The organism is Pseudomonas sp. WS 5011 (assembly GCF_012985775.1).
Lineage (GTDB): Bacteria > Pseudomonadota > Gammaproteobacteria > Pseudomonadales > Pseudomonadaceae > Aquipseudomonas > Aquipseudomonas peli.
Genome location: NZ_JAAQXA010000015.1, coordinates 65,204 through 89,093, shown reverse-complemented (window position 1 = coordinate 89,093; position 23,890 = coordinate 65,204). Strand labels below are relative to the sequence as shown.

Genomic DNA, 23,890 nt, shown 5'->3' with positions numbered 1-23,890 from the left:
GCCTTACCAGGTGACATGCGAGACCAGTTGGCCACTGTAGAAACCCCAGGCAATAAGGGCGACGGTCAAGGCAGTGAGGCTCACGCGTACTGTCAGCGCGTTGACCACACGGGAGGTTCTACCTTCGTCCTTGACCAGAAAGAACAGGCCACTGAATAGGCTGACCAGAGTAGCCAGTAGTAACAGGACGATCGCGGCTTTGAGCATGCGTGACTCCCAAGCGGAACTTCGGGGGAAGGGAAATGCGCTTCAGCTGCAGTATAGCCAGCTTGTTCAGGGCTTCAGGAAGGTCGCCATGAGCGCCTTCCGTCCTGGCTGGCTGCCCAGCGTACTGGTGCTGTTGCTATTTCCGTGCCTGGTCGCCCTAGGCTTCTGGCAGCTGTCGCGTGCAGAAGAAAAGCGCGAGCTGTTGGCCGCTCATCAAGCCCAGCAACTGGCCGCACCGATCAGCATCGATGAACTGGAGCGCCAGCCCAATCCGGCTTACCAACGCGTGCAGCTGCAGGGCTTTTTCGATGCGCGGCATACCCTGCTGCTGGACAACCGCACCCGCGACGGCAAGGTTGGCGTGGAAGTGCTGCAACCCTTCTATGACCAAACCAGCGGCCTCTGGCTGTTGCTCAATCGCGGCTGGCTGCCTTGGCCGGACCGTCGCATCAGTCCAACCTTCGCCACCCCGGATACGCCGCTGCGCCTGCAGGCCACGGTGTATGTGCCGCTGGGTGAGGCCTTTCAGCTGCAGGGTGCGCAACCGACTGCAGGCTGGCCGCAGGTGGTCAGCGAGGTCAAGCCGGATGACCTCTGGCAGCAACTGGGGCGTGGTGGCCTGAGCTATGAGGTGCGCCTCGAACCGGGTCCAGCTTCATTTCAAAGCGATTGGCCGGTTATCGCCATGAGCCCCGACAAGCACCTTGGCTATGCCGTGCAATGGTTCGCCCTGGCGGTGGCCTTGCTCGGTCTGTTTATCTATCTCGGTCTATCTAATGCACGGGAGACTCGCCATGAACCCAGCCATCGCCCTGCCTGAAGTGTCACCCAGCCAGCGTCGCCGCGGGCGGCTGCAACTGATCCTGATTCTGGCCGTGGTGATCGGCCCGATGCTTCTGGCCAGTGCCATGTACCAGTGGCGTTTCTGGGTGCCGGAAACCCGCAGCTACCACGGCGAACTGATTGGCACCGGGCAGACCCGCGCCGACCTCGGCGTAGTCGGTGCCGATGAGCAGCGCTGGCAACTGCTGGTCACTGTTCCGGATGCCTGTGATGCCGCCTGCAAGGAACTGGTGTTCCTCGCCCGTCAGGTGCATATCGGCCTCAACCGGGATGTCGCCCGCGCTGCCCATGGCCTGGCCACTGCTCAACCCATTGCTGGCGATTATGACGCCCAGCTGCGCCGTGAATACCCGCAACTGGCGCGCTATCAGCTGCAACTGGATGCCTATGGCAAGACGGCCGGCTCCGCCTCCGGCGCGCAGCTGTGGATCGTCGACCCGCACGGCAATCTGGTGCTGCGTTATGACGCCACCAGCAAGGGCAAGGCGATTCTCAATGACCTGCGGCATCTTTTGAAAATTTCCCAGATCGGCTAATGCTGGCAACGGCTAAGGACTGATGATGAGCAAGCCTGGTTACCGTTTTGCCCTGTTCGCCACGCTGTTGGCGGTCGTGGTGGTGCTGCTCGGTGCCTATACCCGCTTGACCCACGCAGGCTTAGGTTGCCCGGACTGGCCTGGTTGCTACGGTTTTATTGGCGTACCGATGAGCGAGCACAAGCAGACCCTGGCCGAAGCGCGTTTTCCCGACGCGCCAGTGGAAGTGGCCAAGGGCTGGTACGAGATGATCCACCGCTATTTTGCCGGTGCTCTGGGGCTGGTGATTCTTGGCCTGGCGGTGCAGGCGCTACGCCGTCGGAGTGAGGCGGGACAGCCACTCAAACTGCCGCTGTTCTTGTTGGGCCTGGTGACGCTGCAGGCCGCTTTCGGCATGTGGACGGTGACCCTTAAACTCTGGCCGCAAGTCGTTACCGCACATCTGCTCGGCGGTTTCGCCACCCTCAGTCTGTTATTTCTTTTAACCCTGCGCCTATCCGGCAAGCTGGCCGCCTTGGCCAATCTTCCCGCACGACTGCGTAACCTGGCTGCGCTCGGCCTGCTGTTGGTGATCGGGCAGATCGCTCTCGGTGGCTGGGTCAGCAGCAACTACGCGGCGGTCGCCTGCGTCGATCTGCCGACCTGTCATGGCGAATGGTGGCCGGCGATGGACTTCGCCAATGGCTTTCACCTGACCCAACATATCGGCCCCAACTACCTCGGCGGCCAGCTCGACAGCGACGCGCGCACCGCCATCCATATGACCCACCGTATCGGCGCGCTGCTGGTGACCCTGGTGCTGCTGCTCCTGGCCTGGCAACTGCAACGCAATGGTCTGGCGCGCCTGGCCGGTTTGCTGGTGCTGGCCCTGGCGGTGCAGATCAGCCTGGGCATCAGCAACGTGGTGTTTCACCTGCCGTTGCTGGTGGCAGTGGCGCACAACCTCGGCGGCGCGGCGCTGCTGCTGACCCTGGTACTGATCAATTACCGGTTGCGCAGCCCTGCACGGCTGGCATCTCCCGCGACAGATACGCCCGTCGGCTTCACTGCGCTGCCCGGCAAATAACCAGAACAATCAAGGAGAGACCTTATGGCTACTCTAGTGCGCGAACAGCAAGCCCACGCCACGTGGCGCGATTATCTGGAGCTGACCAAACCCCGGGTGGTGGTGCTGATGCTGATCACCTCCTTGGTCGGCATGTTTCTCGCCACCCGCGCAGGTGTCGCTTGGCAGGTTCTTATTTTCGGCAACCTCGGTATCGGCCTGTGCGCGGGGGCTGCGGCAGCGGTTAACCATGTGGTCGATCGGCGTATCGATTCGATTATGGCGCGCACCCACAAGCGGCCAGTTACGGCCGGGCGTTTGTCGCCGATTGCGGCGCTGGGCTTTGCCCTGCTGCTGGCGGTGGCCGGGATGGCCCTGCTGCTGACCTTCACCAACGAGCTGGCCGCCTGGCTGACCCTGGCCTCGTTGCTCGGTTATGCGGTGCTCTACACCGGCTTTCTCAAGCGCGCTACGCCACAGAACATCGTGATCGGTGGCCTGGCCGGCGCTGCGCCACCGTTGCTCGGCTGGGTCGCGGTTACCGGGCACGTCAGCGCCGAACCGCTGCTGCTGGTGCTGATCATCTTCGCCTGGACGCCGCCGCACTTCTGGGCCCTGGCCATCCACCGCAAAGAGGAGTATGCCAAGGCCGATATCCCCATGCTGCCGGTGACCCACGGCGAGCACTACACCAAGGTGCATATCCTGCTCTACACCCTGGTCATGTTTGCTGTGACTCTGTTGCCTTACGCCATTCATATGAGCGGGCTGCTCTATCTGGCCTGTGCGGTGGTGCTGGGTGGGCGCTTCCTGCATTGGGCGGTGGTGCTGTACCGTGACAGCAAACCGCATGCGGCGATCAACACCTTCAAATACAGCATCTGGTATCTTTTCGCGCTGTTTATCGCCCTGCTGGTCGACCACTATCTGCTGTTAAACCTGTAATCGTTGGTGCCATGACCCGAACCCAGATCACCGTTTTTGTTCTCGTTGCTATCGTCGCCCTGGTGCTGGGCCTGACCGTCAACAAGGTGCTGACCAGCAAGGGCCAGGGTAATCCCACGGTGCTGCTAGATGCCGGCATCGTGCTGCTGCCACAAAGCCGCAACCTGCCAGAGCTGAGCCTGACCAATCAGGATGGGCAGACCGTGGCGGTTGATCAGCTCAAGGACCAGTGGAGCCTGCTGTTCTTCGGCTACACCTTTTGCCCGGATATCTGCCCGGCCACCCTCGCCCAGCTGCGTCAGCTGCAGGGCCAGCTACCGCCGGAAACCCTGGCTAAGCTGCGCATCGTGCTGGTCACGGTGGATCCGCACCGCGACACCCCGGAGCAGTTGAAGAAGTACCTGGAGTATTTCGATGCCGGTTTTATCGGCCTGACCGGCGAAGAGGCGATCATCCAGAAGCTGGCCAACGGCGTAAGCATTCCGTTTATCCCTGCCGATACCAGCAAGGAAAACTATACCGTCGATCACAGCGGCAACCTGGTGCTGATCGGCCCGGACGGCAAGCAGCGTGGCTTTATCCGCGCGCCTATCAACAACACCAAGCTGGCCGCGCAGCTGCCCGGCCTACTCGATCGTCCGTAACCAACTATTTGGCAAATAGCTGGCTGATGTCCTTGAACGCCTTGAACTCCAGGGCGTTGCCGCACGGGTCGAGCAGGAACAACGTGGCCTGCTCGCCAACCTGGCCGGCGAAACGCACATAGGGCTCGATCACAAATGGCGTGCCCTTGGCCTGTAGTCGCCCCGCAAGTACCTGCCAATCATCCCAGCCCAATACCACACCGAAATGCGGCACCGGCACGTCGTGGCCGTCCACCGGGTTGCTGTGCGCGGCTTCCTGATAGGCCATCTTCGGCGCCTGGTGGATCACCAGTTGGTGGCCGAAGAAGTCGAAATCCACCCAGTGGTCGCTACTACGGCCCTCGGCACAGCCGAACACCTCGCCGTAGAAGTGCCGTGCAGCTGCCAGGTCGTAAACGGGAATTGCCAGGTGAAAGGGTGCGAGCGCCATGCTGGAGTTCCTTGAAAGGGCGGTCTGCTGATTCTCAGCAACAGCGATTCTGATTAAAAACGAATATCCTTGCTCGCAAGCACAAACAAAATTGATCAGTCGAGGCGTCGATGCTGCGCGAATTGAAAACCTTTGTGGCGGTGGCGCGGCATGGCACCTTCGCGGCGGCGGGTCAGCAGGTTGGCCTGACTCAGTCGGCGGTCAGCGCGCAGATGCGTGTGCTGGAGCAGGGGCTGGGCGTCCGCTTGTTCGAGCGCAGTGGACGCTCGGCGGTGCTCAATGCGGCCGGTCGGCATGCCTTGCCGCTGGCGGAGCAGATGCTTGGGCTCTATACGCAGATGGCCCTGCCGACCAGCGCGGCCGAGTGGCAGGGCGAGCTCATGGTCGGCGCGATTGCTACGTTGCAGACCGGCCTGCTGCCCGAAGCCCTGCCGCGTTTCCGCGCGGCCGCTCCACGCGTCGAGCTGAAGCTGGTGCCGGGGGTGTCCTTGAACCTGCTGAGCCAGATCGATGCCGGCGAACTGGACCTGGCGCTGCTGATCAAGCCGCCGTTCGAGCTACCCAAAGAGCTGTTGCAGATCAGTCTGGCGCGCGAGCCGTTTGTGCTGATCACTCCGCTCGGTGTGACGGCGGATGATCCGTTGCAGATCCTCGCCGAGCAGCCGTTCGTGCGTTACGACCGGCGCTCGTTTGGCGGGCGGCGGGTCAACCAGTTCATCCGCGAGCAGCGCCTGACGGTGCAGGAAGCGTTGGAGCTGGACGAGCTGGAAGCCATCGTGCGAATGGTCGAGTGCGGGCTTGGCGTCTCGCTGATTCCGCGTGCGGGTCTGTGGCTGCAGCGGCCAACACAGTTGCGGGTGATTGAGCTGGGCGAGCTGACCTTCCACCGCGAACTGGTGGCGATCTTGCGCCGCGCTCAGCGTCAGCCCGCGCTGGATTGCTTGCTGGAGTGCTTGCGCGAGGCGGCCCTAAACGACAAACCCCGCACGGGGCGGGGTTTGGCAGAGGGTGCAGCTAACGCGGCGTCTTAGAACGCCGGAACTACGGCGCCCTGATACTTCTCAGCGATAAAGGCTTTCACTTCGGCGCTGTTCAGCGCCTTGGCCAGTTTCTGCAGGGCGGCGTTATCCTTGTTGTCGGCACGCGCAACCAGGATGTTGACGTACGGCGAGTCGCTGCCTTCGATGATCAGCGCATCCTTGGTCGGGTTGAGCTTGGCTTCCAGGGCGTAGTTGGTGTTGATCAGCGCCAGGTCGACCTGGGTCAGCACGCGCGGCAGGGTGGCCGCTTCCAGTTCACGCACCTTGATGGTTTTCGGGTTCTCGACGATGTCTTTTGGCGTGGCGAGGATGCCGGCTTCCGGCTTCAGGGTAATCACCCCGGCCTTTTGCAGCAGCAACAGGGCGCGGCCGCCGTTGGTGGCGTCGTTAGGGATGACCACGTTGGCGCCTTGCGGCAGGTCGGCCAGGGTTTTGTGTTGGCTGGAGTAGGCGCCGAAGGGCTCGACGTGTACGCCGGCTACGCTGACCAGCTCGGTGCCACGGCTCTTGTTGAATTCATCCAGGTACGGCTGATGCTGGAAGAAATTGGCATCCAGGCGCTTCTCGGCAACTTGCACGTTCGGCTGCACGTAGTCAGTGAAGACCTTGATGTTCAGCTCAACGCCTTCTTTGGCCAGGGCCGGCTTAACGAACTCGAGGATTTCCGCGTGCGGTACGGCAGTGGCCGCGACGCTCAGGCTTTCGGCCTGGGCGGAGAAGGCTGCCAGGGCAGCGAATGCAGCGATCAGTTTTTTCATCGTAAAGCTCCTTGTGGGATGTGTGCGGAGTCCGGCAGGTAACCGGTATTCCGCGATTTTGTGTGCCCCGTGGGGCACCTTATTTTCTGGAAAAGTGCACCACCAGCTTGTCGCCGACGGTTTGTAGAATCTGTACCAGCACCAGCAGGAGGATCACCGTCACCGCCATCACGTCCGGCTGATAACGCTGATAGCCATAACGCACGGCCAGGTCGCCGAGGCCGCCGCCGCCAATCAGGCCGCTCATGGCGGTGTAGGACACCAAGGTGATCGCCGTTACGGTGATGGCCGCGATAATGCCGGGCAGCGCCTCGGGCAGCAGCGCGTTGACCACGATCTGCCGGGTGGTCGCGCCCATGGCCTGGGTCGCTTCGATAATGCCGCGGTCGACTTCACGCAGCGCGGTTTCCACCAGGCGCGCGAAGAACGGCGTGGCCCCAACTACCAGCGGCGGGATGGCCCCGGCGACGCCCAGCGAGGTGCCGGTGACGATTACCGTGAAGGGGATCATCACGATCAGCAGGATCACGAACGGCACAGAGCGCAGGATATTCACCAGCAGCGACAGGAAGCCGTAGAAGGCCTTTTGCTCGAACATCTGCCGTGGGCTGGTGAGAAACAGCAGCACACCCAGCGGCAGGCCGAGCAGCACGGTAAACAGCATGGAGCCGCCGAGCATGCTCAGGGTGTCCAGGCTGGCGTAGCCGATTTCCGCCCAATCAACGTTGGGTAGCAGGCGAGTCAGTAAGGCTTCCATCAGCGCAGCACCTCCAGATGAACGTCGGCGGCTTCGAAACGCGCCAGCGCGGCGTCGAGATCGCCGCCGGTCAGTGCCAGGGTCAGCTGGCCGTAGGGGGTGTCCTTGATGCGGTCGATACGCCCCGCGAGGATGCTGTAATCCACTCCGGTTTCGCGGGCCACGGTGCCCAGCAGCGGCGCGTAGGTGGCCTCGCCCTGGAAGGTCAGACGCAGGATGCGCCCGGCGACATGGGCAAAATCGTCACGCTGTTCGTTCTCGTCGATCTGCTCGGCTTCCTGCACAAAGCGCTTGGTGGTGGCGTGCTGCGGGTGCAGAAACACCTCGGCCACCGGGCCGGATTCGACAATTACCCCGGCATCCATCACCGCCACGCGGTCGCAGACTCGGCGGATCACGTCCATCTCGTGGGTGATCAGCACGATGGTCAGGTTCAGCTCGCGGTTGATCTCGGCCAGTAGCTGTAACACCGAGGCGGTGGTCTGCGGATCAAGGGCGCTGGTGGCCTCGTCGCACAGCAGAATCTTCGGTTCGGTGGCCAGGGCGCGGGCGATGCCGACGCGCTGTTTCTGTCCGCCGGAGAGCTGCGCCGGGTACTTGTTGGCGTGATCGCTGAGACCGACCCGCGCCAGCAACTCGGCAACGCGGGCATTGATCGCGCTGCGCGGCATCTCGCCGGCCAGCTTGAGCGGTAGGGCGACGTTGTCGGCGACGGTCTTCGATGAGAGCAGATTGAAGTGCTGGAAGATCATCCCGACCTGCTGACGAAAGCGCCGCAAGCCGCTGGCGTCGAGCGCGGTGACATCTTCGCCGTCGATCTCGATGCGCCCGCCGGAAGGCTGTTCCAGGCGGTTGATCAGGCGCAGCAGGGTGCTTTTACCGGCGCCGGAGTGACCGATGATGCCGAACACTTCGCCCCGGGCAATCTGCAGATCGCTCGGTTGCAACGCGGGGATGTCCTGACCACTGACGCGATACGCCTTGTGGACCTGGTGAAAATTGATCACGGGATAAACCTTTTGGGTTTTTCGGGCTGCCGGGTAGGCCGAAACGGCGGCTAGTCTACCCGGCGCTGTTTAGGTCGCAAAAATCTTTGTAGACCTATGGTTATAGCTAAATTGCATTAGATGGCTGACTGCTATGGGCAGTGTAGCCAGCGCCAATGCAAACGACCGGGCAAGCCCGGTCGTGATCGCAGCGCAACGTGGTTAACGCTGCGGGCTAAGCACCAGCTGCGGCACCTGAGCGGGCTTGATCACCTGACTTATGCGCGGGCTGAAACTCGGGTCCAGGCGCTTGATCCGCGCATTGAGCAGGGAGGCGACCCAGGGGAAATCCTTGGCCTGGCGCACTTCGATGCGCACCGCGCAGTTGAACGCGACCATATCCGCCGCCACACCGTCGAGCAGGCTGCGCAGGCGCTCGTTGTCCTGGTTATCCAGCATCGGCATGCCAATCACGCTGCTGGCGGCGGCGGGGTTGATCAGCCTCGCCTGCAGCTTGGCTGGTGCGTGCTCTTCGGCTGGCGGGGTATTCGGCAGCTGAGTGGCCTGAATCGCGGCGGCCTGCCGTTCGGCCGCCAGACGCAACTGGCGCGCTTGCTCCAGACGGGCGGCTTCGGCCTGGGCAGCCGCTTGCTCGGCGGCACGGCGACGTTGTTCGGTAGCGGCCAGTTCGGCTTCACGGGCTTGGGTGATGGCGCCATCCAGGCCGGTGGTCAGTGCCGGTGCCTGCGGCATCAGGCTGCGAGCGCGGCTCAGGGCTTTGGTGGCGTTATCCAGATCACCGGCCTGCAGGGCTTTCTGGCCCTGTTGCAGATGGGCTTCGGCGAGTTGGCGCTGGTATTGCTCCAGGCGGGTATCGCCGGCGGCGCGTTGCTGCAGGCTGCCAAGCTGGCTCTCGGCGCTGCTAAGGTCGCCGCTGGCCAGGCTCTGATCGAGCTGGCGAAAAGCGCTGACCAAGTCATCCACCGGTAAGTTGGCCGGTTGCTGCGGCGCACTTTGGCAGCCGGCCAGCAGCAGAACCAGGCTCAGGGCAAAACCACGGAAAACGAACGATTTCATGACTGCGCGTCTCGAATTGTGCAAAAAACGCGCAAGTTTACACTGCGCCGCCTGACACAACCAATTTTTCAGGCGGTGCGTCTGGGAAGGGCAAAACTCAGTAGAAACAATGCTGCGGCGCTGACCACAATGGACGGCCCGGCCGGCGTGTCCTGAAACCACGACAGGCTCAGCCCAGCGCATACCGCGACGATGCCCAGTAGGCTCGCGCCGAACGCCATCTGTTCCGGGGTGCGCGCATGGCGCTGGGCGGCAGCGGCCGGAATGATCAGCAGGGAGGTGATTAGCAGCACGCCGACGATCTTCATCGCCACGGCGATCACCACCGCAATCAACAACATCAGGCTCAGACGAATTGCCGCCACCGGCAGGCCTTCGACCTTGGCCAGCTCTTCATGCACGGTAATCGCCAGCAACGGCCGCCACAGCAGGGCCAGCAGCACCAGCACCAGGGCGCTACCGCCGATGATCCAAGCGAGATCAGTGGGGCCGACCGCCAGCAGGTCGCCGAATAGATAGCCCATCAGGTCGATGCGCACATCCTGCATAAAGCTCAGTACTACCAGGCCCAGCGACAAGGTGCTGTGGGCGAGGATGCCGAGCAGGGTGTCGGAGGCCAGCGGCTGGCGGCTTTGCAGGGTCACCAGCAATACCGCCAGGAGCACGCAGCCGACGGTAACCGCCAGGGTCGGGCTGACATCCAGCATCAGGCCCAGGGCAACGCCAAGCAACGCGGCATGTGACAGGGTGTCGCCGAAATAAGCCATGCGCCGCCACACCACAAAGGAACCCAGCGGGCCGGCGACTAGCGCCAGGGCGAGGCCGGCGAGCAGGGCGTTGAGCAGAAAATCAGCCATGCTTGCAGCCATCTCCGTGAATATGCGGTTTTACCGGGCCTTTGATGCTCAGGCCCGCAGGTGCCTCGGTAACTACCGCGCCATGCAGATCGTGCTCATGGTCATGGTGGTGGGTGTAGACGGCCAGGCTCTTGGCGTCCTCGCCGAACAGCTCGACAAAGGCCGGATCAAAGCTGACCTGTTCCGGGTGCCCGGAACAGCAGACGTGGCGGTTGAGGCAGACCACCTGATCAGTGGTGCTCATCACCAGGTGCAGGTCGTGGGAGACCATCAGCACGCCGCAGCCATGACGGTCGCGTAGTTGGGTGATCAGGCGGTACAGCTCGGCCTGGCCGGCGACATCGACGCCCTGTACCGGCTCATCCAGTACCAGCAGTTCCGGCTTGCGCAATAGAGCACGTGCCAGCAGCACGCGCTGCAGTTCGCCGCCGGAGATGCTTTGCAGCGGGCTGTCGATTACCTGTTCCGCGCCCACTTCGGCCAACGCATCCTGCACATCCGCGCGGCTGACGCCCGGCACCAGGCGTAGAAAGCGCAGCACCGAGAGCGGCAGGGTGGCATCCACATGCAGCTTTTGCGGCATATAGCCGACGCGCAGTTTGGGCTTGCGCCAGACGCTGCCGCTGTCCGGCTTGAGCAGGCCGAGTACAGCGCGCACCAGGGTGGTTTTACCGGCGCCGTTGGGGCCGATCAGGGTGACGATTTCCCCAGGTTTCACGCTGAGCTGTACATCCTGCAGCACATGCTGCCCGGCGAAGGTCACGCCCACTCCGTTGAGGCGGATCAGGGCGTCGCTCATGTCGGCTCCTGGCAGCCTGCGCAGAGGCCGACCACTTCCACTGTCTGGCTTTCCACGGCAAAGCCGACACCGGCCGCGCTGCTGATAATGGCGTCGCTGATCGTGGCCTGTTCCAGCTCGATGGCCGCATTGCAGCTTCGGCAGATCAGGAACTGGCCCTGGTGAGCGTGTTCCGGGTGGCTGCAGCCGACAAAGGCGTTAAGCGAGGCGATGCGGTGCACCAGGCCGTTTTCCAGCAGGAAATCCAGGGCGCGGTACACCGTCGGCGGCGCGGCGCGGCGGCCGTCTTCGTCGCTCAACACGCCGAGAATGTCGTAGGCGCCCAGCGGTTTGTGGCTGGCCCAGACCAGTTCCAGCACGCGTTTACGTAAGGTGGTCAGGCGCAGCCCCTGGCGCGTGCAGATGCTTTCCGCCTCGGCCAGGGCATGGCTGACGCAATGAGAATGGTCGTGTGGGCGTGAGGCCAGGGGCGCTTGAGTCATGGGCAACGACGAATAAGGTGAGAGACGTTATTATATTACCCGTTCCTTCCCGCTTGAGTGCTCTCCGTGTTGCGTCTTTTTCCGGCTTTTGCCCTGTTGTTTATCACTTTTCCCCTGAGTTTCGCGGTTCACGCCGATGTGCGCGTACTGACCAGCATCAAGCCGCTGCAGCTGATTGCCGCTGCTGTGCTGGATGGCGTTGGCCAGCCTGATGTACTGCTGCCGCCTGGCGCTTCACCGCACCACTATGCGCTGCGCCCCTCCGATGTGCGCAGCGTGCGCGAAGCCGACCTGCTGTACTGGATCGGTCCGGATCTGGAAAGCTTCCTGCCGCGTGTGCTGGCTGGCCGCGATAAGCCGAGTGTGGCGGTGCAGGATGTTCCAGGTATGTCCTTGCGTCATTTTGGCGACAGCGATGCGCAACACGCCGAGCATGAGGATGATCACGCAGATCACGCAGATCACGCAGATCACGCAGATCACGCGCATGCCGCTGACCAGCATGACCACGCCCACCGCCCCGGCAGCCTGGACGCGCACCTCTGGTTGCTGCCGGCCAATGCCCGGGTGATTGCCGGCAAGATCGCCACCGACCTGGCGCAAGCCGACCCGGCCAATGCCGCGCGTTACCAGGCCAATGCCAAGGCATTCGGCGAGCGTCTGGATGCTCTGGATCAGCGCCTGAAAAGTCGCCTGAACGGCCTGGCTGGCAAGCCCTACTTCGTTTTCCACGAAGCCTACGACTACTTCGAGGCAGCCTATGGCCTCAAGCACGCCGGGGTATTCAGTGTGCTCGGCGAGGTGCAGCCCGGTGCCCAGCACGTGGCTGCCATGCGCGAACGCTTGCAGCAGGCCGGCCCGAGTTGTGTGTTCAGCGAGCCGCCGTTTCGCCCGCGCCTGGCGCAAACCCTGACCGCCGGCCTGCCGGTCACCTTGGCTGAGTTAGACGCTATGGGCGGCGCTTTGCCAGTGGATGCTGGCGGCTACGAAGCCCTGCTGGAAAACATGGCGGGCGAATTGGCCGGGTGTCTCGAGGCGCTGTAATCAGCGCCCGGACTTTAGAAGGCGAACGGTAGCGCCAGCTCAACCTGCTGACGCTGGGCCAGGCGGCGCTGGAATTCTGCCGGGTCGTGGATCAGCACTTCTTGGCCGGCGAAGGATTCGGCAGCGATCAGGCGTGACAGCCAGAAGCGCACACAGGCGATGCGCAGCATGGCCGGCCACAGTTCAGCTTCGGCCGCGGTAAAGGGTCGTAAACCAGCGTAGGCGCCTAGCAGTGCCTGCGCGCGCTTGCTGTCGAGGCTGCCGTCATCCCGCGAGCACCAGTCGTTCAGGGCAATCGCCAAGTCATAGAGCATCGGCCCCGAACAGGCGTTGTAGAAGTCGATCACTCCGGCCAGGTGGTTACCGTCGAACAGCACGTTGTCGCGGAACAGGTCGGCATGCAGGTTGGCCTGCGGCAAGGCGAGGATGCGCGGCTTCAGCGTGTGGATCTCCGCCAGTGCATCACGCAGCAGTGGCACCTGTTCATCAGGCAACTTCAGGGCCAGGCTTGGCCCTTCGGCGAGCATCCAGTCCAGCCCCCGATCACTCTTGCGCGGCAGCGGCTGATTGCGCGTGGCCAGGTGGATGCGCGCCAGCAGCGCACCGACTTCCTGACAGTGATGCGGGTTGGCTTCATGTACATGCTTGCCGGCCAGGCGCGGTTGCAGCAGCGCCGGTTTTGCCGCCAGGCTGCGCAGCGCTTCGCCGCTGGTCGTACGCAGGGCGTAGGGCACCGGCAGGCCGGCGTCGTGCAGCACGTCCAGCAGTTCTATAAAGAAGGGCAAGTCGGCGCTTGGGCCGCGCTCGATCAGGGTCAGAACGAATTCGCCCTGCTCCAGGCTGACGAAGAAATTGCTGTTCTCGCTGCCAGCAGCAATACCCTGGAAGTCGCGCAAGCGACCCAGGCCATAGGGGGCGAGAAACACCTCGAGCTCGTGGCGCTCAAGCGGGGTAAACACCGACATTGCAGAACTGCCTTCTTACCAGCTGAAAATTTCCCAGGCCGGAATCAACATATCCGGGCTGTCCGAGCGGACGAAGTTGCCATCGCTGCCATCGGCGCGTACCAGGAAGTACGGCTTGCCGCCTTTAGGGATGACCTTGACCGCGTAGAGAAAACCGTTGACCCGGTATTCATGGATGGTGCGGTCGCCGTCTTGGCGAATGGTTACATCCGGGTCGGCCGAAACCGGATCTTCGGCGTGGGCGACCAGGGTGGTGAATGCCAGCAGGCTGGCGAGCAACAGGCGATTGAGTGCGCGCATGATAACCTTGTCCCTTTGATTCCAATGGTGCGGCCATTCTACCGCCGCCCCCGCCGAAAAGGTTGATCCTGCTCATGAGCCAAGCCCCTCTCGTTCTGGTTGACGGTTCGTCATACCTTTACCGTGCCTTCCATGCCCTGCCGCCGCTGACCACCTCCAAGGGCTTGCCCACCGGTGCGGTGAAGGGCGTGCTGAACATGCTCAAGAGCCTGCGCAAGCAGTACCCGAAAAGCCCATTTGCCGTGGTGTTCGACGCCAAGGGGGGCACCTTCCGCGATGAAATGTTCGCCGAGTACAAGGCCAATCGCCCGTCCATGCCCGATGAGTTGCGCGTTCAGGTCGAGCCGCTGCACGCCAGCGTCAAGGCCATGGGCTACCCGCTGCTGTGTGTCGAGGGCGTTGAGGCCGATGACGTGATCGGCACCCTGGCCCGCCAGTGCGCAGCCGAGGGCCGTGACGTGGTGATCTCCACCGGCGACAAGGACATGGCTCAACTGGTTTGCCCGCACGTTACGCTGGTCAACACCATGACCGGTAGCGTCTACGACATCGATGGCGTGAAAGCGAAATTCGGTGTCGGTCCTGAGCTGATCATCGATTACCTGGCGCTGATGGGCGATAAGGTCGACAACATTCCCGGCGTGCCGGGCGTGGGCGAGAAGACCGCGCTGGGCCTGCTGGTCGGCGTCGGCGGCGGTCTGGATGTGCTCTACGCCAATCTCGACAAGGTGCCGGAATTGCCGATTCGTGGGGCCAAGACCCTGCCGGCCAAGCTCGCTGAGCACAAGGACATGGCCTACCTGTCTTACGCCCTGGCGACCATCAAGCTGGATGTGCCGCTGAATATCGCTATCGACTCGCTGCACCCCGGCGAGATGGATGTACCTGCACTGGTCGAGCTGTACGCCGAGCTGGAATTCAAAACCTGGCGTGATGAACTGCTGCGTAGCAATCCGGCCCCGGCGGTCAAAGCCCCGGGCGCAGCGCCTGCCGATGACCTGTTTGCTCTGGCGCCCAGCGCCAGTGCCGCTGCTGTCCTCACGCCGGCCAATTCGGCCGCTGATGCTCCGACTGTCGAGGCTGAGGTTGCCGAGTTGCCCACAGCGGCTGCGTTGGGCGATTACCAGTGCGTTCTGACGCAGGCGCAGTTCGACGAGTGGCTGGAAAAACTGCGCAACGCTGAGTTGATTGCCTTTGACACCGAAACCACTGGCCTGGATGCACAAAAGGCTCAGTTGGTTGGCCTGTCCTTTGCGGTCAAGGCCGGCGAAGCAGCCTATATCCCGGTCGCCCACTCCTATATGGGCGTGCCGACCCAGCTGGATCGCGATGCGGTGCTCAAGGCGCTGAAGCCGATTCTAGAGGACCCGAACAAGGCCAAGGTCGGCCAGCACGCCAAGTACGACATCAATATCCTCGCCAATGCCAGCACGCCCATCGCGGTGCAGGGCGTGGCATTCGACACCATGCTCGAATCCTATGTGCTGGATTCCACCGCCACCCGTCACGACATGGACAGCCTGGCGCTCAAGTACCTGGATCACAGCAACATCCGCTTCGAGGACATCGCCGGCAAAGGCGCCAAGCAGCTGACCTTCGACCAGATCGACCTGGCCCAGGCTGCACCCTATGCCGCCGAAGATGCCGATGTGACCCTGCGTCTGCACCAGCACCTGTGGAGCAAACTGTCGGCCGAGCCGAGCCTGGCCAAGGTGCTGCAGGAAATCGAAATGCCACTGGTGCCGGTGCTGGCGCGTATCGAACGCCAGGGGGCGCTAGTGGATGCCAACCTGCTCGGCCTGCAAAGCAACGAATTGGGCGAAAAGCTGGTGGCCCTGGAGCGTCAGGCCTTCGAAATTGCTGGTGAGGAATTCAACCTGGCGTCACCCAAGCAGCTGGGCGTAATTCTCTACGAGAAACTGGGTTTGCCGGTGCTTAGCAAAACCGCCAAGGGTCAGGCTTCGACGGCTGAAGCGGTGTTGGCCGAACTGGCCGAACAGGACTTCGAGCTGCCCAAGGTACTGATGCAGTACCGTTCCTTAAGCAAGCTGAAAAGTACTTACACCGACCGTTTGCCGGAGCAGATCAACCCGCGCACCGGGCGTATCCACACCAGCTATCACCAGGCGGTGGCCGCGACCGGGCGCTTGTCGTCCACCGACCCGAACCTGCAGAACATCCCGATCCGCACTGCTGAAGGTCGGCGTATTCGCCAGGCCTTTGTCGCGCCGACGGGCTATAAGCTGCTGGCGGCGGACTATTCGCAGATCGAGCTGCGCATCATGGCCCACCTGGCAAAGGACGAAAGCCTGCTGGATGCCTTCCGCCATGGCCGCGATGTGCACAAGGCCACCGCTGCAGAAGTGTTTGGCGTGCCGCTGGAGGAGGTCACCAGTGATCAGCGCCGCAGCGCCAAGGCGATCAACTTCGGTCTGATCTACGGCATGAGCGCGTTCGGCCTGGCTAAGCAGATTGGCTGCGACCGCAAGCAGGCGCAGGCCTATATCGATGTGTATTTTGCCCGTTACCCCGGCGTGCTTGCCTATATGGAGCGCACCCGCGAGCAGGCTTCCGAGCAGGGTTTTGTCGAAACCCTGTTCGGCCGTCGCCTGTACCTGCCGGATATCCACGCGAAGAACCAGGCGCTGCGTAAAGGCGCCGAGCGCACCGCGATCAACGCGCCGATGCAGGGCACGGCGGCGGACATCATCAAGCGCGCCATGGTCACCGTGGACGGCTGGCTCAGTGAGTCTGGTCTGGATGCCAAGGTTATCCTGCAGGTACACGACGAACTGGTGCTGGAGGTGCGTGAGGATCTGGTCGAACAGGTGCGCGAGCAGATCAAGCCGCTGATGGGCAATGCCGCCGCGCTGGATGTGCCGCTGCTGGTGGAAGTGGGTGTGGGCGATAACTGGGATGAAGCCCATTGATTCGCGCACCGCAACTTGGCGGCAGCGCCCGGGCGGCGGGCGCTAAAGGTGTATGAGCATCAATACGGGCTTGCTTATAACTAATTAATTACAGCTAGCGTCTGAACTTTGCGTCTGCCTGCCCACTCAGAGCTTATGAATGGCATAGACAACCATTCGATGCTCCTTTGTTGTGTTAAGTGTTGGCAGATTCTGGACCCCGCCCTAGCGGTTCAGATGTTGAACCCCGAAACTTCCCTCCCCCATAAGAAGTTTCGGGGTTTTTTTATGCCAGCCAGCCAACCAGCGCGTCAGTCAGGCGTCGACTTCTTCGTCATCCGGCAGGGCAAATTCGCCCAGCTGCATCCATTGCGCCAGCACCTCTTGAGCGTCTTCGATGCCGATGCGCTTGGGCGCAGAGAACAGCTGGATGCTCACGCGATCACCCCAGCCCTTGTGAATATCCTGGCGCACTTTCAGCAAAGTGTTCTTAGCTGCACCAAAAGCTAGCTTATCGGCCTTGGTCAGCAGGATATGCATGGGCATTTCGCTGGCAACCGACCAATCCAACATGAGGATATCGAACTCGGTCAGCGGTTTGCGGATGTCCATCATCAGCATCAACCCGCGCAAGCATTCGCGGCTGCCCAGGTAGGCTTCCAAGTGTTTCTGCCAGTGCAGTTTCAACGGGATCGGCACCTTGGCATACCCGTAACCCGGCAAGTCGACCAGGCGGCGCTCTTCGTCAAGTTTGAAGAAGTTGAGCAGCTGGGTGCGCCCCGGCGTCTTCGAGGTGCGTGCCAGACTGGCGTGGGTCAGGGTGTTCAGCGCGCTGGATTTACCGGCGTTGGAGCGCCCGGCGAAGGCCACTTCATGGCCGAAATCTTCAGGGCACTGGTCAACTTTGGCCGCGCTGATAAGGAAAGTAGCCTGTTGGCACAGACCGATAATGGGGTTCTTGGCTTGCATCTGGGTATCCGTGAGGGCGGGCGTAGAGTGGCGTTACAGGCGCGATGCCCTTGCGACATTTGCGCGCAGCCTGCCTGTTGCCGCATAGCGGGCAAGCTGCGTCGTTTCCGTTTCAATGACGCCAGTATATAATGGCGCAGATTTTGTGTGCGCTTTCTCCCGCTTTTGGATAAGTGTTCACGGGAACGATTTAGATCATCTGCCCATAGAAAGCAGTACGTTCCCCTCCCTGATGAGGTTGATCTGATGAAAAAATTGCTGATTGCAGCCAGTGCGTTGATGCTGTCGTTGAGTGCTCAAGCTGCACAGGACCCGGAAGCCGTCTACGCCCGTGCGTGCGGTGTGTGCCATAGCGGCGCCATCCCAACTGCGCCCAAGCGTGGTGATAAAGCTGCCTGGGAGCCGCGTCTGGCCAAGGGCATGGATGCACTGGTACTGAGCGTCACCAATGGTCTAAATGCCATGCCGCCTCGCGGCCTGTGCATGGATTGCTCGGCCGAGGATTACCAAGCGGTCATCAAACTGATGTCCGAGTAGGCCTGGGCACAAACTCTTTTTCTTAGTCGCAAATTGGATTAGCTGATGAACAAAGTACTCGTGAGTCTGCTGTTGACCCTGGGCCTCACTGGCTTCGCACATGCTGCAGGCAATGCTGAAGCTGGCCAGGGTAAGGTGGTTGTGTGTGGTGCGTGCCATGGTGCCGATGGCAACAGTGCTGCGCCGAACTTCCCGAAACTGGCTGGGCAAGGCGAGCGCTACTTGCTCAAGCAGCTGAAGGACATCAAATCGGGTGCCCGTCCAATTGTGGAAATGACCGGTTTGCTGGATAACCTGAGTGATCAGGATCTTCAGGACATCTCGGCTTACTTTGCTAGCCAGCAAATGAGCGTGGGCGCCGCTGACCCGAAATTGGTCGCGCGGGGCGGCGAGCTTTTCCGAGGTGGCAAATTGGATGAAGGCATGCCGGCCTGCACCGGCTGCCATTCGCCGAATGGTGCTGGCCTGGATGCCGCCGGTTACCCGCAACTGGGTGGTCAGCATGCAACCTATATCGCCAAGCAGCTGACGGATTTCCGCGAAGGCAACCGCACCAATGATGGTGACACCATGATCATGCGTTCCATCGCGGCCAAGCTGAGCAACAAGGATATCGAAGCGGTTTCCAGCTTTATCCAAGGTCTGCATTGATTCGCGAATACTGCGACATGTTGTGATGAAATTAGGGTGGCCCAGGCCACCCTTTTTCATTGTGGGCATCGCTACAATGCACGGAACCCCAGTTTGCTTCGCAGGTCGAACTCCGGTTCGCCATCACGCGCCGTTTATAGCCAAGGAGTAATGCATGCGTAACCTGATCCTCAGTGCCACTCTCGTCACCGCCAGCCTGTTTGGCTTGAGCGCTCATGCCGAGCCAATTGAAGCGGGCAAGCAGTATGTTGAGCTGGGCAATCCAGTACCGGTTGCCAAGCCTGGCAAGATCGAAGTGGTTGAGCTGTTCTGGTACGGCTGTGGCCATTGCTACAAATTTGAAGAAACCATCAACCCATGGATCGACACCCTGCCGGATGACGTCAACTTCGTCCGTATTCCGGCCATGTTCGGTGGCATGTGGAACGTACACGGTCAGATGTTTATCACCCTGGAAGCGATGAAAGCCGAGCACAAGGTGCATGCCGCAGTGTTTGATGCCATCCACGTACAGGGCAAGAAGCTCGCCACCCCGGAAGAAATGGCCGGCTTCCTGGCTGCCGAAGGCATCGACAAGGACGCCTTCCTCAAAACCTACAATTCGTTTGGTGTGAAGAGCCAGCTGGAAAAGGCCAAGAAACTTGCTATGGCTTACCAGATCACTGGCGTGCCGGTGATGATCGTCAACGGCAAATACCGTTTCGACATCAGCAGCTCGGGCGGTCCGCAGCAAACCCTGCAAGTGGCGGATCATCTGATTGCCAAAGAACGCGCCGCGCAGTAATCGGCGTGCGCGGATAACGCGTAATGCTCAGGCGCTGGCCGGCCAGACGGGCGATTGACCTGTGTGATCCACAGGTCAATCCACGTTGCGCGCCAGCCGACGACTGGCCGCAAAATGGCAGCCTGCGGTTGCTCAGTTTCAACATTCAGGTCGGCATCAGCACCCAGCGTTATCACCACTACCTGACACGCAGCTGGCAGCATTTGTTGCCGCATGCCGGGCGCAGCGGCAATCTGCAACGGATTGGCGATCTGCTTGGTGATTTCGACTTGGTCGCGCTTCAGGAGGTCGATGGCGGCAGCCTGCGCTCGGGCTACGTCAATCAGGTCGAGCACCTCGCGCATCTCGGCGCCTTCCCTTATTGGTACCAGCAACTCAACCGTAACCTTGGCCGTTTCGCGCAGCATAGCAACGGTGTGCTCAGTCGTTTGCGTCCCAGTTTGCTGGAAGACCACCCGCTGCCCGGCCCGCCCGGCCGCGGCGCGATGTTGCTGCGCATCGGTGAAGGACCGGACGCGATTGCCGTGGTGATGATGCACCTGTCCCTTGGCGCGCGTACTCGTACCCGTCAGCTGGCTTATATCCGCGAACTGCTCAGTGACTATCGGCACATGGTGCTGATGGGCGATATGAACACCCATGCCAATGATTTGCTGCTGCATTCACCGCTGCGCGACCTTGGTCTGGTTGCTCCGCAGATCGAGGCGACTTTTCCAAGCTGGAGGCCGCAGCGCTGCCTGGACCACATTCTGCTCAGCCCGGAGTTACCCCTGGAGCGCTGTGAAGTGCTGTCGCAGCCTATTTCCGATCACTTGCCCGTGGCCGTGCAAATTCGTTTGCCCACTTCACTCTATGGGCCGGCAACGCCTATGCTGAGTGAGCCTTAAACGTGGACTGCAACCATGACTGACGATGCCCAGCGCTGGAAAAGCAAGTACCTGGAAAGCCTGGAACAACAAGAAAAGCTAGAGCGCCGCTGGGATGCCCGGCTCGACCTGCTACGACGTGGCCTGGTGCGCAGTTCGCTGGCCGCCGAAGGCAGTGACAAGTCGGTTGACCAGTGCATGCAGGAGCTGCGCGACATTCTTCGTCGCGATGATATTGACGCCGGTCTGTCGGGGCTGATTCCTCGGCTGGAAAAAGCCGTGCTGGATTCGGAAAAGCGCCGCCAAGATCGCGTCGAACAGAACATCTCCGGCGTCACCAGCCTGACTGATCAATTGCTTGCCCTGGAGCCTCCGCGCGAAGTGCGCAAAGCGCTCAAGCAGTTTGCCAAGCGCATTGAAGAGCGTGCCAGCCAACCGCGTGAGCTGCCGGCACTGCTGAGTGAGTTGAGCAGGCTGCAGCAGCAAGCCTTGGCCGCGCTTGATGACGAGGCTACCCAGGCCCGTCCGGGGTTCCTCCAGCGCTTGTTTGGGGGCAAGGACTCTGCACCCGTTAGCCCCGCCGATAGCGAGCCGGCAACCGCTGATGATGCGCCGCCCGTTGCCCCTGCTCCAAACGCTGTCGCACAGCCTGAGCCTCTTGCGCAGGCGGTTGAACCAACGCTTAAGGCCAGCAGTGAAGCGGCTGCGGTTTTGGCGCCGGTCACGCCAAATCCCGCCCCTACGCCATCACCTGCTGCCGTTACGTCCATCGCCGCCGTGACGCCCGTGTCCGCCATGCCTGCCCAGGCCTCCGGGGACCCGGCGTATGCGCTGCCAGAAATTCCCGAGCCGGGTTACAGCGCTGTAGCGCCGCATATTGGCGATAGCCTGATGGGCTTGCTCGATGAGTTGGATTTGCCGGAGCGTCATCGGCCGCAGGGTGAGGTGTTGCGTCAGCGCGTGCAGGGTGGTTTGAACTGGTATGAGCTGGTGTCGGTGCTGGACGATCTGGCTGTGCTGGTCTTGGCCGTTACTGACAGCGGTCAGCGTGAGTTTGCCAGCTACCTCAAGCAGCTCAATGAGCGTCTGGCATCGTTTCTCAGCACCCTCAGCGAGGCTCACGAGGGCTACAGCGAGTCGGCGGAGAGTGCGCGCACGTTCAATCAGGAGCTGCGCGATCAGGTCAGCGGTTTGCAGGCCAGTGTGCAGGATGCGGTTGATCTACCGACGCTCAAGCAATCACTGGAGGCCCGCCTGGATGGTTTACTCAGCACGGTCAGCGAGCACCAGAAGCAACGTGATGGCCACGAAGAGGCCGTGGCGCAGCGGCTGCAAAGCCTGACCCAGAAGGTTGCCGATATGGAGCAGGAAGCGCAGAGCTTCCGTGATCACCTCGAAGAGCAGCGGCAGAAAGCCCTGATCGACCCGCTCACTGGCCTGCCCAACCGTGCCGGCTGGAGTGAGCGCCTTGAGCTGGAAATGGCACGCTGGAAACGCTATGGCGGCGAGTTGCTGCTGGCAGTACTGGATATTGACCACTTCAAGCGGATCAACGATGGCTACGGTCATCTGGCGGGCGACAAAGTATTGAAGATCATCGCCGGTGAGCTGGCCAAACGTTTGCGCAAGACAGACTTTATTGCCCGTTTTGGCGGTGAGGAATTTGTTCTGCTGATTCCTTCCACCCCGTTAGAGGGCGGTCACCAGCTGTTGCAAACCCTGCTGGATGGCGTGGAGCAGTGCCCCTTCCACTTTCGTGGTGAGCGCGTGACCATCACCCTGTCGGCCGGTCTGACGGCCTTTGCCGGTGGAGAGGACAGCGACAAGGTCTTCGAGCGGGCCGATCAGGCGCTGTATCGCGCCAAGAGCGGCGGGCGCAATCGGGTTGAACTGAACTGAGCCGATTCAGGCCACTGCGTGCAGGTAAGGCTTCCAGCTCTCCGGAATGCTGTCCAACTGCGGGTAGCCAAGGCTGCGCAGGTGTCCGCCCGCAAGTAAGAAAGGCGTATGGCGCAGCGCTTGCGGCACGTCACGCAGTTCCGGTAGCCAAAGGCTCACGTACTGCGCTTCAGGGTCATATTCACGGGCCTGGCGCAGGGCATTGAAGACACGGTTGTGCCGTGGGTCGTTGCCCACGCCGGCCAGGTAGGCCCAGTTACCCCAGTTGCTGGCCGGGTCGTAATCGATCAGGTGCTCTTCAAACCAGGCCGCGCCGTGACGCCAGTCCTGCTGTAAATCATTAATCAGGTAGCTGGCGACCACCTGACGACCGCGATTGGACATAAAGCCGGTGGCGGCCAGTTCGCGCATATTGGCATCCACCAGCGGCATGCCCGTGCGACCGCGTGACCAGTCCTGAAACCGCTGGTCCAGCTGCTGCGGTGCCCGTTCAGTGGCTTTCAGGCCGCCCGCCTTGAACAGTGCGCTGCCATGGCGAAGCAGGGTCCAGCGGAAGAAGTCGCGCCAGAGCATTTCGACCCATAGCCAATAGGTCGAATCATTGCGCTTGAACTGCGCTTCATGCCGACGCAGTTCGGCCACCACGCGGCGTGCCGAGAGGCTGCCGTTGGCCAACCAGGGTGAGAACTTCGACGAGTACTCACTGCCGATCATGCCGTTGCGGGTGTCTTTGTATTGCCGCACCGCCTGGGTTTTCCACAAGTAGTCGCGTAACCGGCCCAGCGCCGCGGGTTCGCCGCCGGCGAATGGGAACGCACTGGCGGCCACGCTGAGCGGTTCGCCGAGACCCAGCTGCGACAAGGTTGGCAGAGGCTGCATCAACGCCAGTGCACCATCTGGTAGCCCCGGTAAGCGGTCGGGAGCATGGCGCGGTTGGAATACCTGCAGGCGTTCTTCCACTAGGCTGCGGAAACGGCTGAACACATGTGGCAGCTGATCGACACTGAAGGGCAGTTCATCTGGGCGCAACAGATTGTTGGCGGGCGCCTGTTGCAACGTGACATCGCCGAGTTGTCGGGCGACGCGGGCCACCTGGGCACGTTCGTCGGGCGCGATCTCCTCCAGGGTCAGCACCTGATCCAGATTAAACTGGGCCACCAGTTGCGGGATCACCTGCTCCGCCTCGCCGATTATCAGCAGCAGATGTGAGCCGCGTTGGCGCAATTCACCTTCCAGCGCCACCAGGCTTTCCAGCAGAAAGCGCGCACGATGGACGCCCATGCGGCGCATGCCAAACGCGTTGAGTTGCAGCAGTGCTGGGTCCAGCACATACACCGGTAACAGGCATTCAGCCGTGAGGCCCGCCTGTAAGGCGGGGTGGTCATCAAGGCGTAGATCCTGTTTGAACCACAGCAGTGCGCGCATGGTGCTGGCCTCCTAAGCAATACAAAAACTGTACAAGATGTCCATATTTGTACAGCTTCCAGTCTAGCAGCGCCAATTGTGTCTTGCCCGGGCAATAGACCAGCGCGGCAAATCTGCCGGATCAAAGGTCTTTTC

26 protein-coding genes are annotated in these 23,890 nt (G+C 61.7%); 13 read left to right on the top strand and 13 right to left on the bottom strand.

What is annotated here, in order from left to right; all coding sequences use genetic code 11:
* Positions 1-3: 3 nt before the first annotated feature.
* On the bottom strand, positions 4-207 hold the full coding sequence (locus HBN63_RS16035) for a twin transmembrane helix small protein (RefSeq protein ID WP_090254385.1): 204 nt from the start codon (positions 205-207) through the stop codon (positions 4-6).
* 88 nt (positions 208-295) lie between these two features.
* On the opposite strand from HBN63_RS16035, the gene HBN63_RS16030 reads away from it, so the two are divergent.
* Genes HBN63_RS16030 through HBN63_RS16010 form a run of 5 tightly spaced genes read left to right on the top strand, consistent with a single transcriptional unit; the run spans position 296 to position 4,220 of the window.
* Positions 296-1,027 carry an SURF1 family protein gene (locus tag HBN63_RS16030; protein ID WP_170050129.1) on the top strand — a complete coding sequence of 244 codons (732 nt, stop codon included), beginning with the start codon at positions 296-298 and terminating at the stop codon, positions 1,025-1,027.
* Positions 1,002-1,586 carry a hypothetical protein gene (locus HBN63_RS16025; RefSeq protein ID WP_170050128.1) on the top strand — a complete coding sequence of 195 codons (585 nt, stop codon included), beginning with the start codon at positions 1,002-1,004 and terminating at the stop codon, positions 1,584-1,586. The genes HBN63_RS16030 and HBN63_RS16025 overlap by 26 nt, the downstream gene beginning before the upstream one ends.
* A gap of 25 nt (positions 1,587-1,611) precedes the next feature.
* Positions 1,612-2,652 (top strand): COX15/CtaA family protein, encoded by a 1,041-nt coding sequence (locus HBN63_RS16020; RefSeq protein WP_170050127.1) that lies wholly within the window; start codon positions 1,612-1,614, stop codon positions 2,650-2,652.
* A 24-nt stretch (positions 2,653-2,676) separates the two neighbouring features.
* A complete protein-coding gene (gene cyoE / locus HBN63_RS16015) occupies positions 2,677-3,576 on the top strand; it encodes a heme o synthase (protein WP_170050126.1) in 900 nt (299 codons plus the stop codon).
* 11 nt (positions 3,577-3,587) lie between these two features.
* Positions 3,588-4,220, top strand: a complete 633-nt coding sequence (locus HBN63_RS16010; protein WP_170050125.1) for an SCO family protein — start codon at positions 3,588-3,590, stop codon at positions 4,218-4,220.
* A gap of 4 nt (positions 4,221-4,224) precedes the next feature.
* Here the strand turns inward: HBN63_RS16010 and HBN63_RS16005 are convergent, their stop codons facing one another.
* Entirely contained in the window at positions 4,225-4,650 is a 426-nt protein-coding gene (locus HBN63_RS16005; protein WP_170050124.1) for a VOC family protein, read from the bottom strand.
* Positions 4,651-4,760: 110 nt separating this feature from the next.
* On the opposite strand from HBN63_RS16005, the gene HBN63_RS16000 reads away from it, so the two are divergent.
* Positions 4,761-5,681 (top strand): LysR substrate-binding domain-containing protein, encoded by a 921-nt coding sequence (locus HBN63_RS16000; protein WP_170050123.1) that lies wholly within the window; start codon positions 4,761-4,763, stop codon positions 5,679-5,681.
* Here HBN63_RS16000 and HBN63_RS15995 read toward each other — a convergent pair.
* The 7 genes from HBN63_RS15995 to HBN63_RS15965 all read right to left on the bottom strand — a co-directional run bounded on the left by HBN63_RS15995 (position 5,678) and on the right by HBN63_RS15965 (position 11,406).
* Positions 5,678-6,448 (bottom strand): MetQ/NlpA family ABC transporter substrate-binding protein, encoded by a 771-nt coding sequence (locus HBN63_RS15995; protein WP_170050122.1) that lies wholly within the window; start codon positions 6,446-6,448, stop codon positions 5,678-5,680. The genes HBN63_RS16000 and HBN63_RS15995 overlap by 4 nt on opposite strands.
* A 79-nt stretch (positions 6,449-6,527) precedes the next feature.
* Positions 6,528-7,205, bottom strand: coding sequence for a methionine ABC transporter permease (locus HBN63_RS15990; protein WP_090254404.1), 678 nt, complete (start codon positions 7,203-7,205; stop codon positions 6,528-6,530).
* The gene (locus HBN63_RS15985; protein WP_170050121.1) at positions 7,205-8,212 is read right to left on the bottom strand and encodes a methionine ABC transporter ATP-binding protein; all 1,008 of its coding nucleotides are present in this window, start codon (positions 8,210-8,212) and stop codon (positions 7,205-7,207) included. Before HBN63_RS15985 ends, HBN63_RS15990 begins: the two co-directional genes overlap by 1 nt.
* Before the next feature lie 201 nt (positions 8,213-8,413).
* Positions 8,414-9,268 (bottom strand): PA5502 family lipoprotein, encoded by an 855-nt coding sequence (locus HBN63_RS15980; RefSeq protein ID WP_170050120.1) that lies wholly within the window; start codon positions 9,266-9,268, stop codon positions 8,414-8,416.
* 68 nt (positions 9,269-9,336) lie between these two features.
* Positions 9,337-10,125 carry a zinc ABC transporter permease subunit ZnuB gene (gene znuB, locus HBN63_RS15975; protein WP_090254410.1) on the bottom strand — a complete coding sequence of 263 codons (789 nt, stop codon included), beginning with the start codon at positions 10,123-10,125 and terminating at the stop codon, positions 9,337-9,339.
* Positions 10,118-10,924: a zinc ABC transporter ATP-binding protein ZnuC gene (znuC, locus tag HBN63_RS15970; RefSeq protein WP_170050119.1), complete on the bottom strand. Its 807-nt coding sequence runs from the start codon at positions 10,922-10,924 to the stop codon at positions 10,118-10,120. The genes znuB and znuC overlap by 8 nt, the downstream gene beginning before the upstream one ends.
* Positions 10,921-11,406: a Fur family transcriptional regulator gene (locus tag HBN63_RS15965; RefSeq protein WP_090254414.1), complete on the bottom strand. Its 486-nt coding sequence runs from the start codon at positions 11,404-11,406 to the stop codon at positions 10,921-10,923. Before HBN63_RS15965 ends, znuC begins: the two co-directional genes overlap by 4 nt.
* A gap of 66 nt (positions 11,407-11,472) precedes the next feature.
* Between HBN63_RS15965 and znuA the strand changes: the two genes are divergently transcribed.
* A complete protein-coding gene (znuA, locus tag HBN63_RS15960; RefSeq protein WP_170050118.1) occupies positions 11,473-12,450 on the top strand; it encodes a zinc ABC transporter substrate-binding protein ZnuA in 978 nt (325 codons plus the stop codon).
* A 14-nt stretch (positions 12,451-12,464) separates the two neighbouring features.
* Here the strand turns inward: znuA and HBN63_RS15955 are convergent, their stop codons facing one another.
* Complete coding sequence (locus tag HBN63_RS15955) at positions 12,465-13,415, bottom strand: homoserine kinase (protein ID WP_170050117.1); 951 nt, start codon at positions 13,413-13,415, stop codon at positions 12,465-12,467.
* 15 nt (positions 13,416-13,430) lie between these two features.
* On the bottom strand, positions 13,431-13,715 hold the full coding sequence (locus tag HBN63_RS15950; protein ID WP_090254419.1) for a DUF2782 domain-containing protein: 285 nt from the start codon (positions 13,713-13,715) through the stop codon (positions 13,431-13,433).
* Positions 13,716-13,789: 74 nt separating this feature from the next.
* Between HBN63_RS15950 and polA the strand changes: the two genes are divergently transcribed.
* Entirely contained in the window at positions 13,790-16,645 is a 2,856-nt protein-coding gene (gene polA, locus HBN63_RS15945) for a DNA polymerase I (RefSeq protein WP_170050116.1), read from the top strand.
* 294 nt (positions 16,646-16,939) lie between these two features.
* Here polA and yihA read toward each other — a convergent pair whose 3' ends face one another.
* Positions 16,940-17,593 (bottom strand): ribosome biogenesis GTP-binding protein YihA/YsxC, encoded by a 654-nt coding sequence (gene yihA / locus HBN63_RS15940; protein WP_170050115.1) that lies wholly within the window; start codon positions 17,591-17,593, stop codon positions 16,940-16,942.
* A gap of 246 nt (positions 17,594-17,839) precedes the next feature.
* Between yihA and HBN63_RS15935 the strand changes: the two genes are divergently transcribed.
* The 5 genes from HBN63_RS15935 to HBN63_RS15915 all read left to right on the top strand — a co-directional run bounded on the left by HBN63_RS15935 (position 17,840) and on the right by HBN63_RS15915 (position 22,330).
* Positions 17,840-18,130, top strand: a complete 291-nt coding sequence (locus HBN63_RS15935; protein ID WP_090254425.1) for a c-type cytochrome — start codon at positions 17,840-17,842, stop codon at positions 18,128-18,130.
* 45 nt (positions 18,131-18,175) lie between these two features.
* On the top strand, positions 18,176-18,781 hold the full coding sequence (locus tag HBN63_RS15930) for a c-type cytochrome (protein ID WP_160086520.1): 606 nt from the start codon (positions 18,176-18,178) through the stop codon (positions 18,779-18,781).
* Positions 18,782-18,935: 154 nt separating this feature from the next.
* The gene (locus HBN63_RS15925) at positions 18,936-19,565 is read left to right on the top strand and encodes a thiol:disulfide interchange protein DsbA/DsbL (protein ID WP_170050114.1); all 630 of its coding nucleotides are present in this window, start codon (positions 18,936-18,938) and stop codon (positions 19,563-19,565) included.
* A 23-nt stretch (positions 19,566-19,588) separates the two neighbouring features.
* Positions 19,589-20,452, top strand: a complete 864-nt coding sequence (locus tag HBN63_RS15920) for an endonuclease/exonuclease/phosphatase family protein (protein ID WP_090254431.1) — start codon at positions 19,589-19,591, stop codon at positions 20,450-20,452.
* Positions 20,453-20,467: 15 nt separating this feature from the next.
* Positions 20,468-22,330 (top strand): GGDEF domain-containing protein, encoded by a 1,863-nt coding sequence (locus HBN63_RS15915; RefSeq protein WP_170050113.1) that lies wholly within the window; start codon positions 20,468-20,470, stop codon positions 22,328-22,330.
* 6 nt (positions 22,331-22,336) lie between these two features.
* On the opposite strand, the gene HBN63_RS15910 is transcribed toward HBN63_RS15915, so the two are convergent.
* Entirely contained in the window at positions 22,337-23,755 is a 1,419-nt protein-coding gene (locus tag HBN63_RS15910) for a DASH family cryptochrome (RefSeq protein ID WP_170050112.1), read from the bottom strand.
* Positions 23,756-23,890 lie beyond the last annotated feature (135 nt).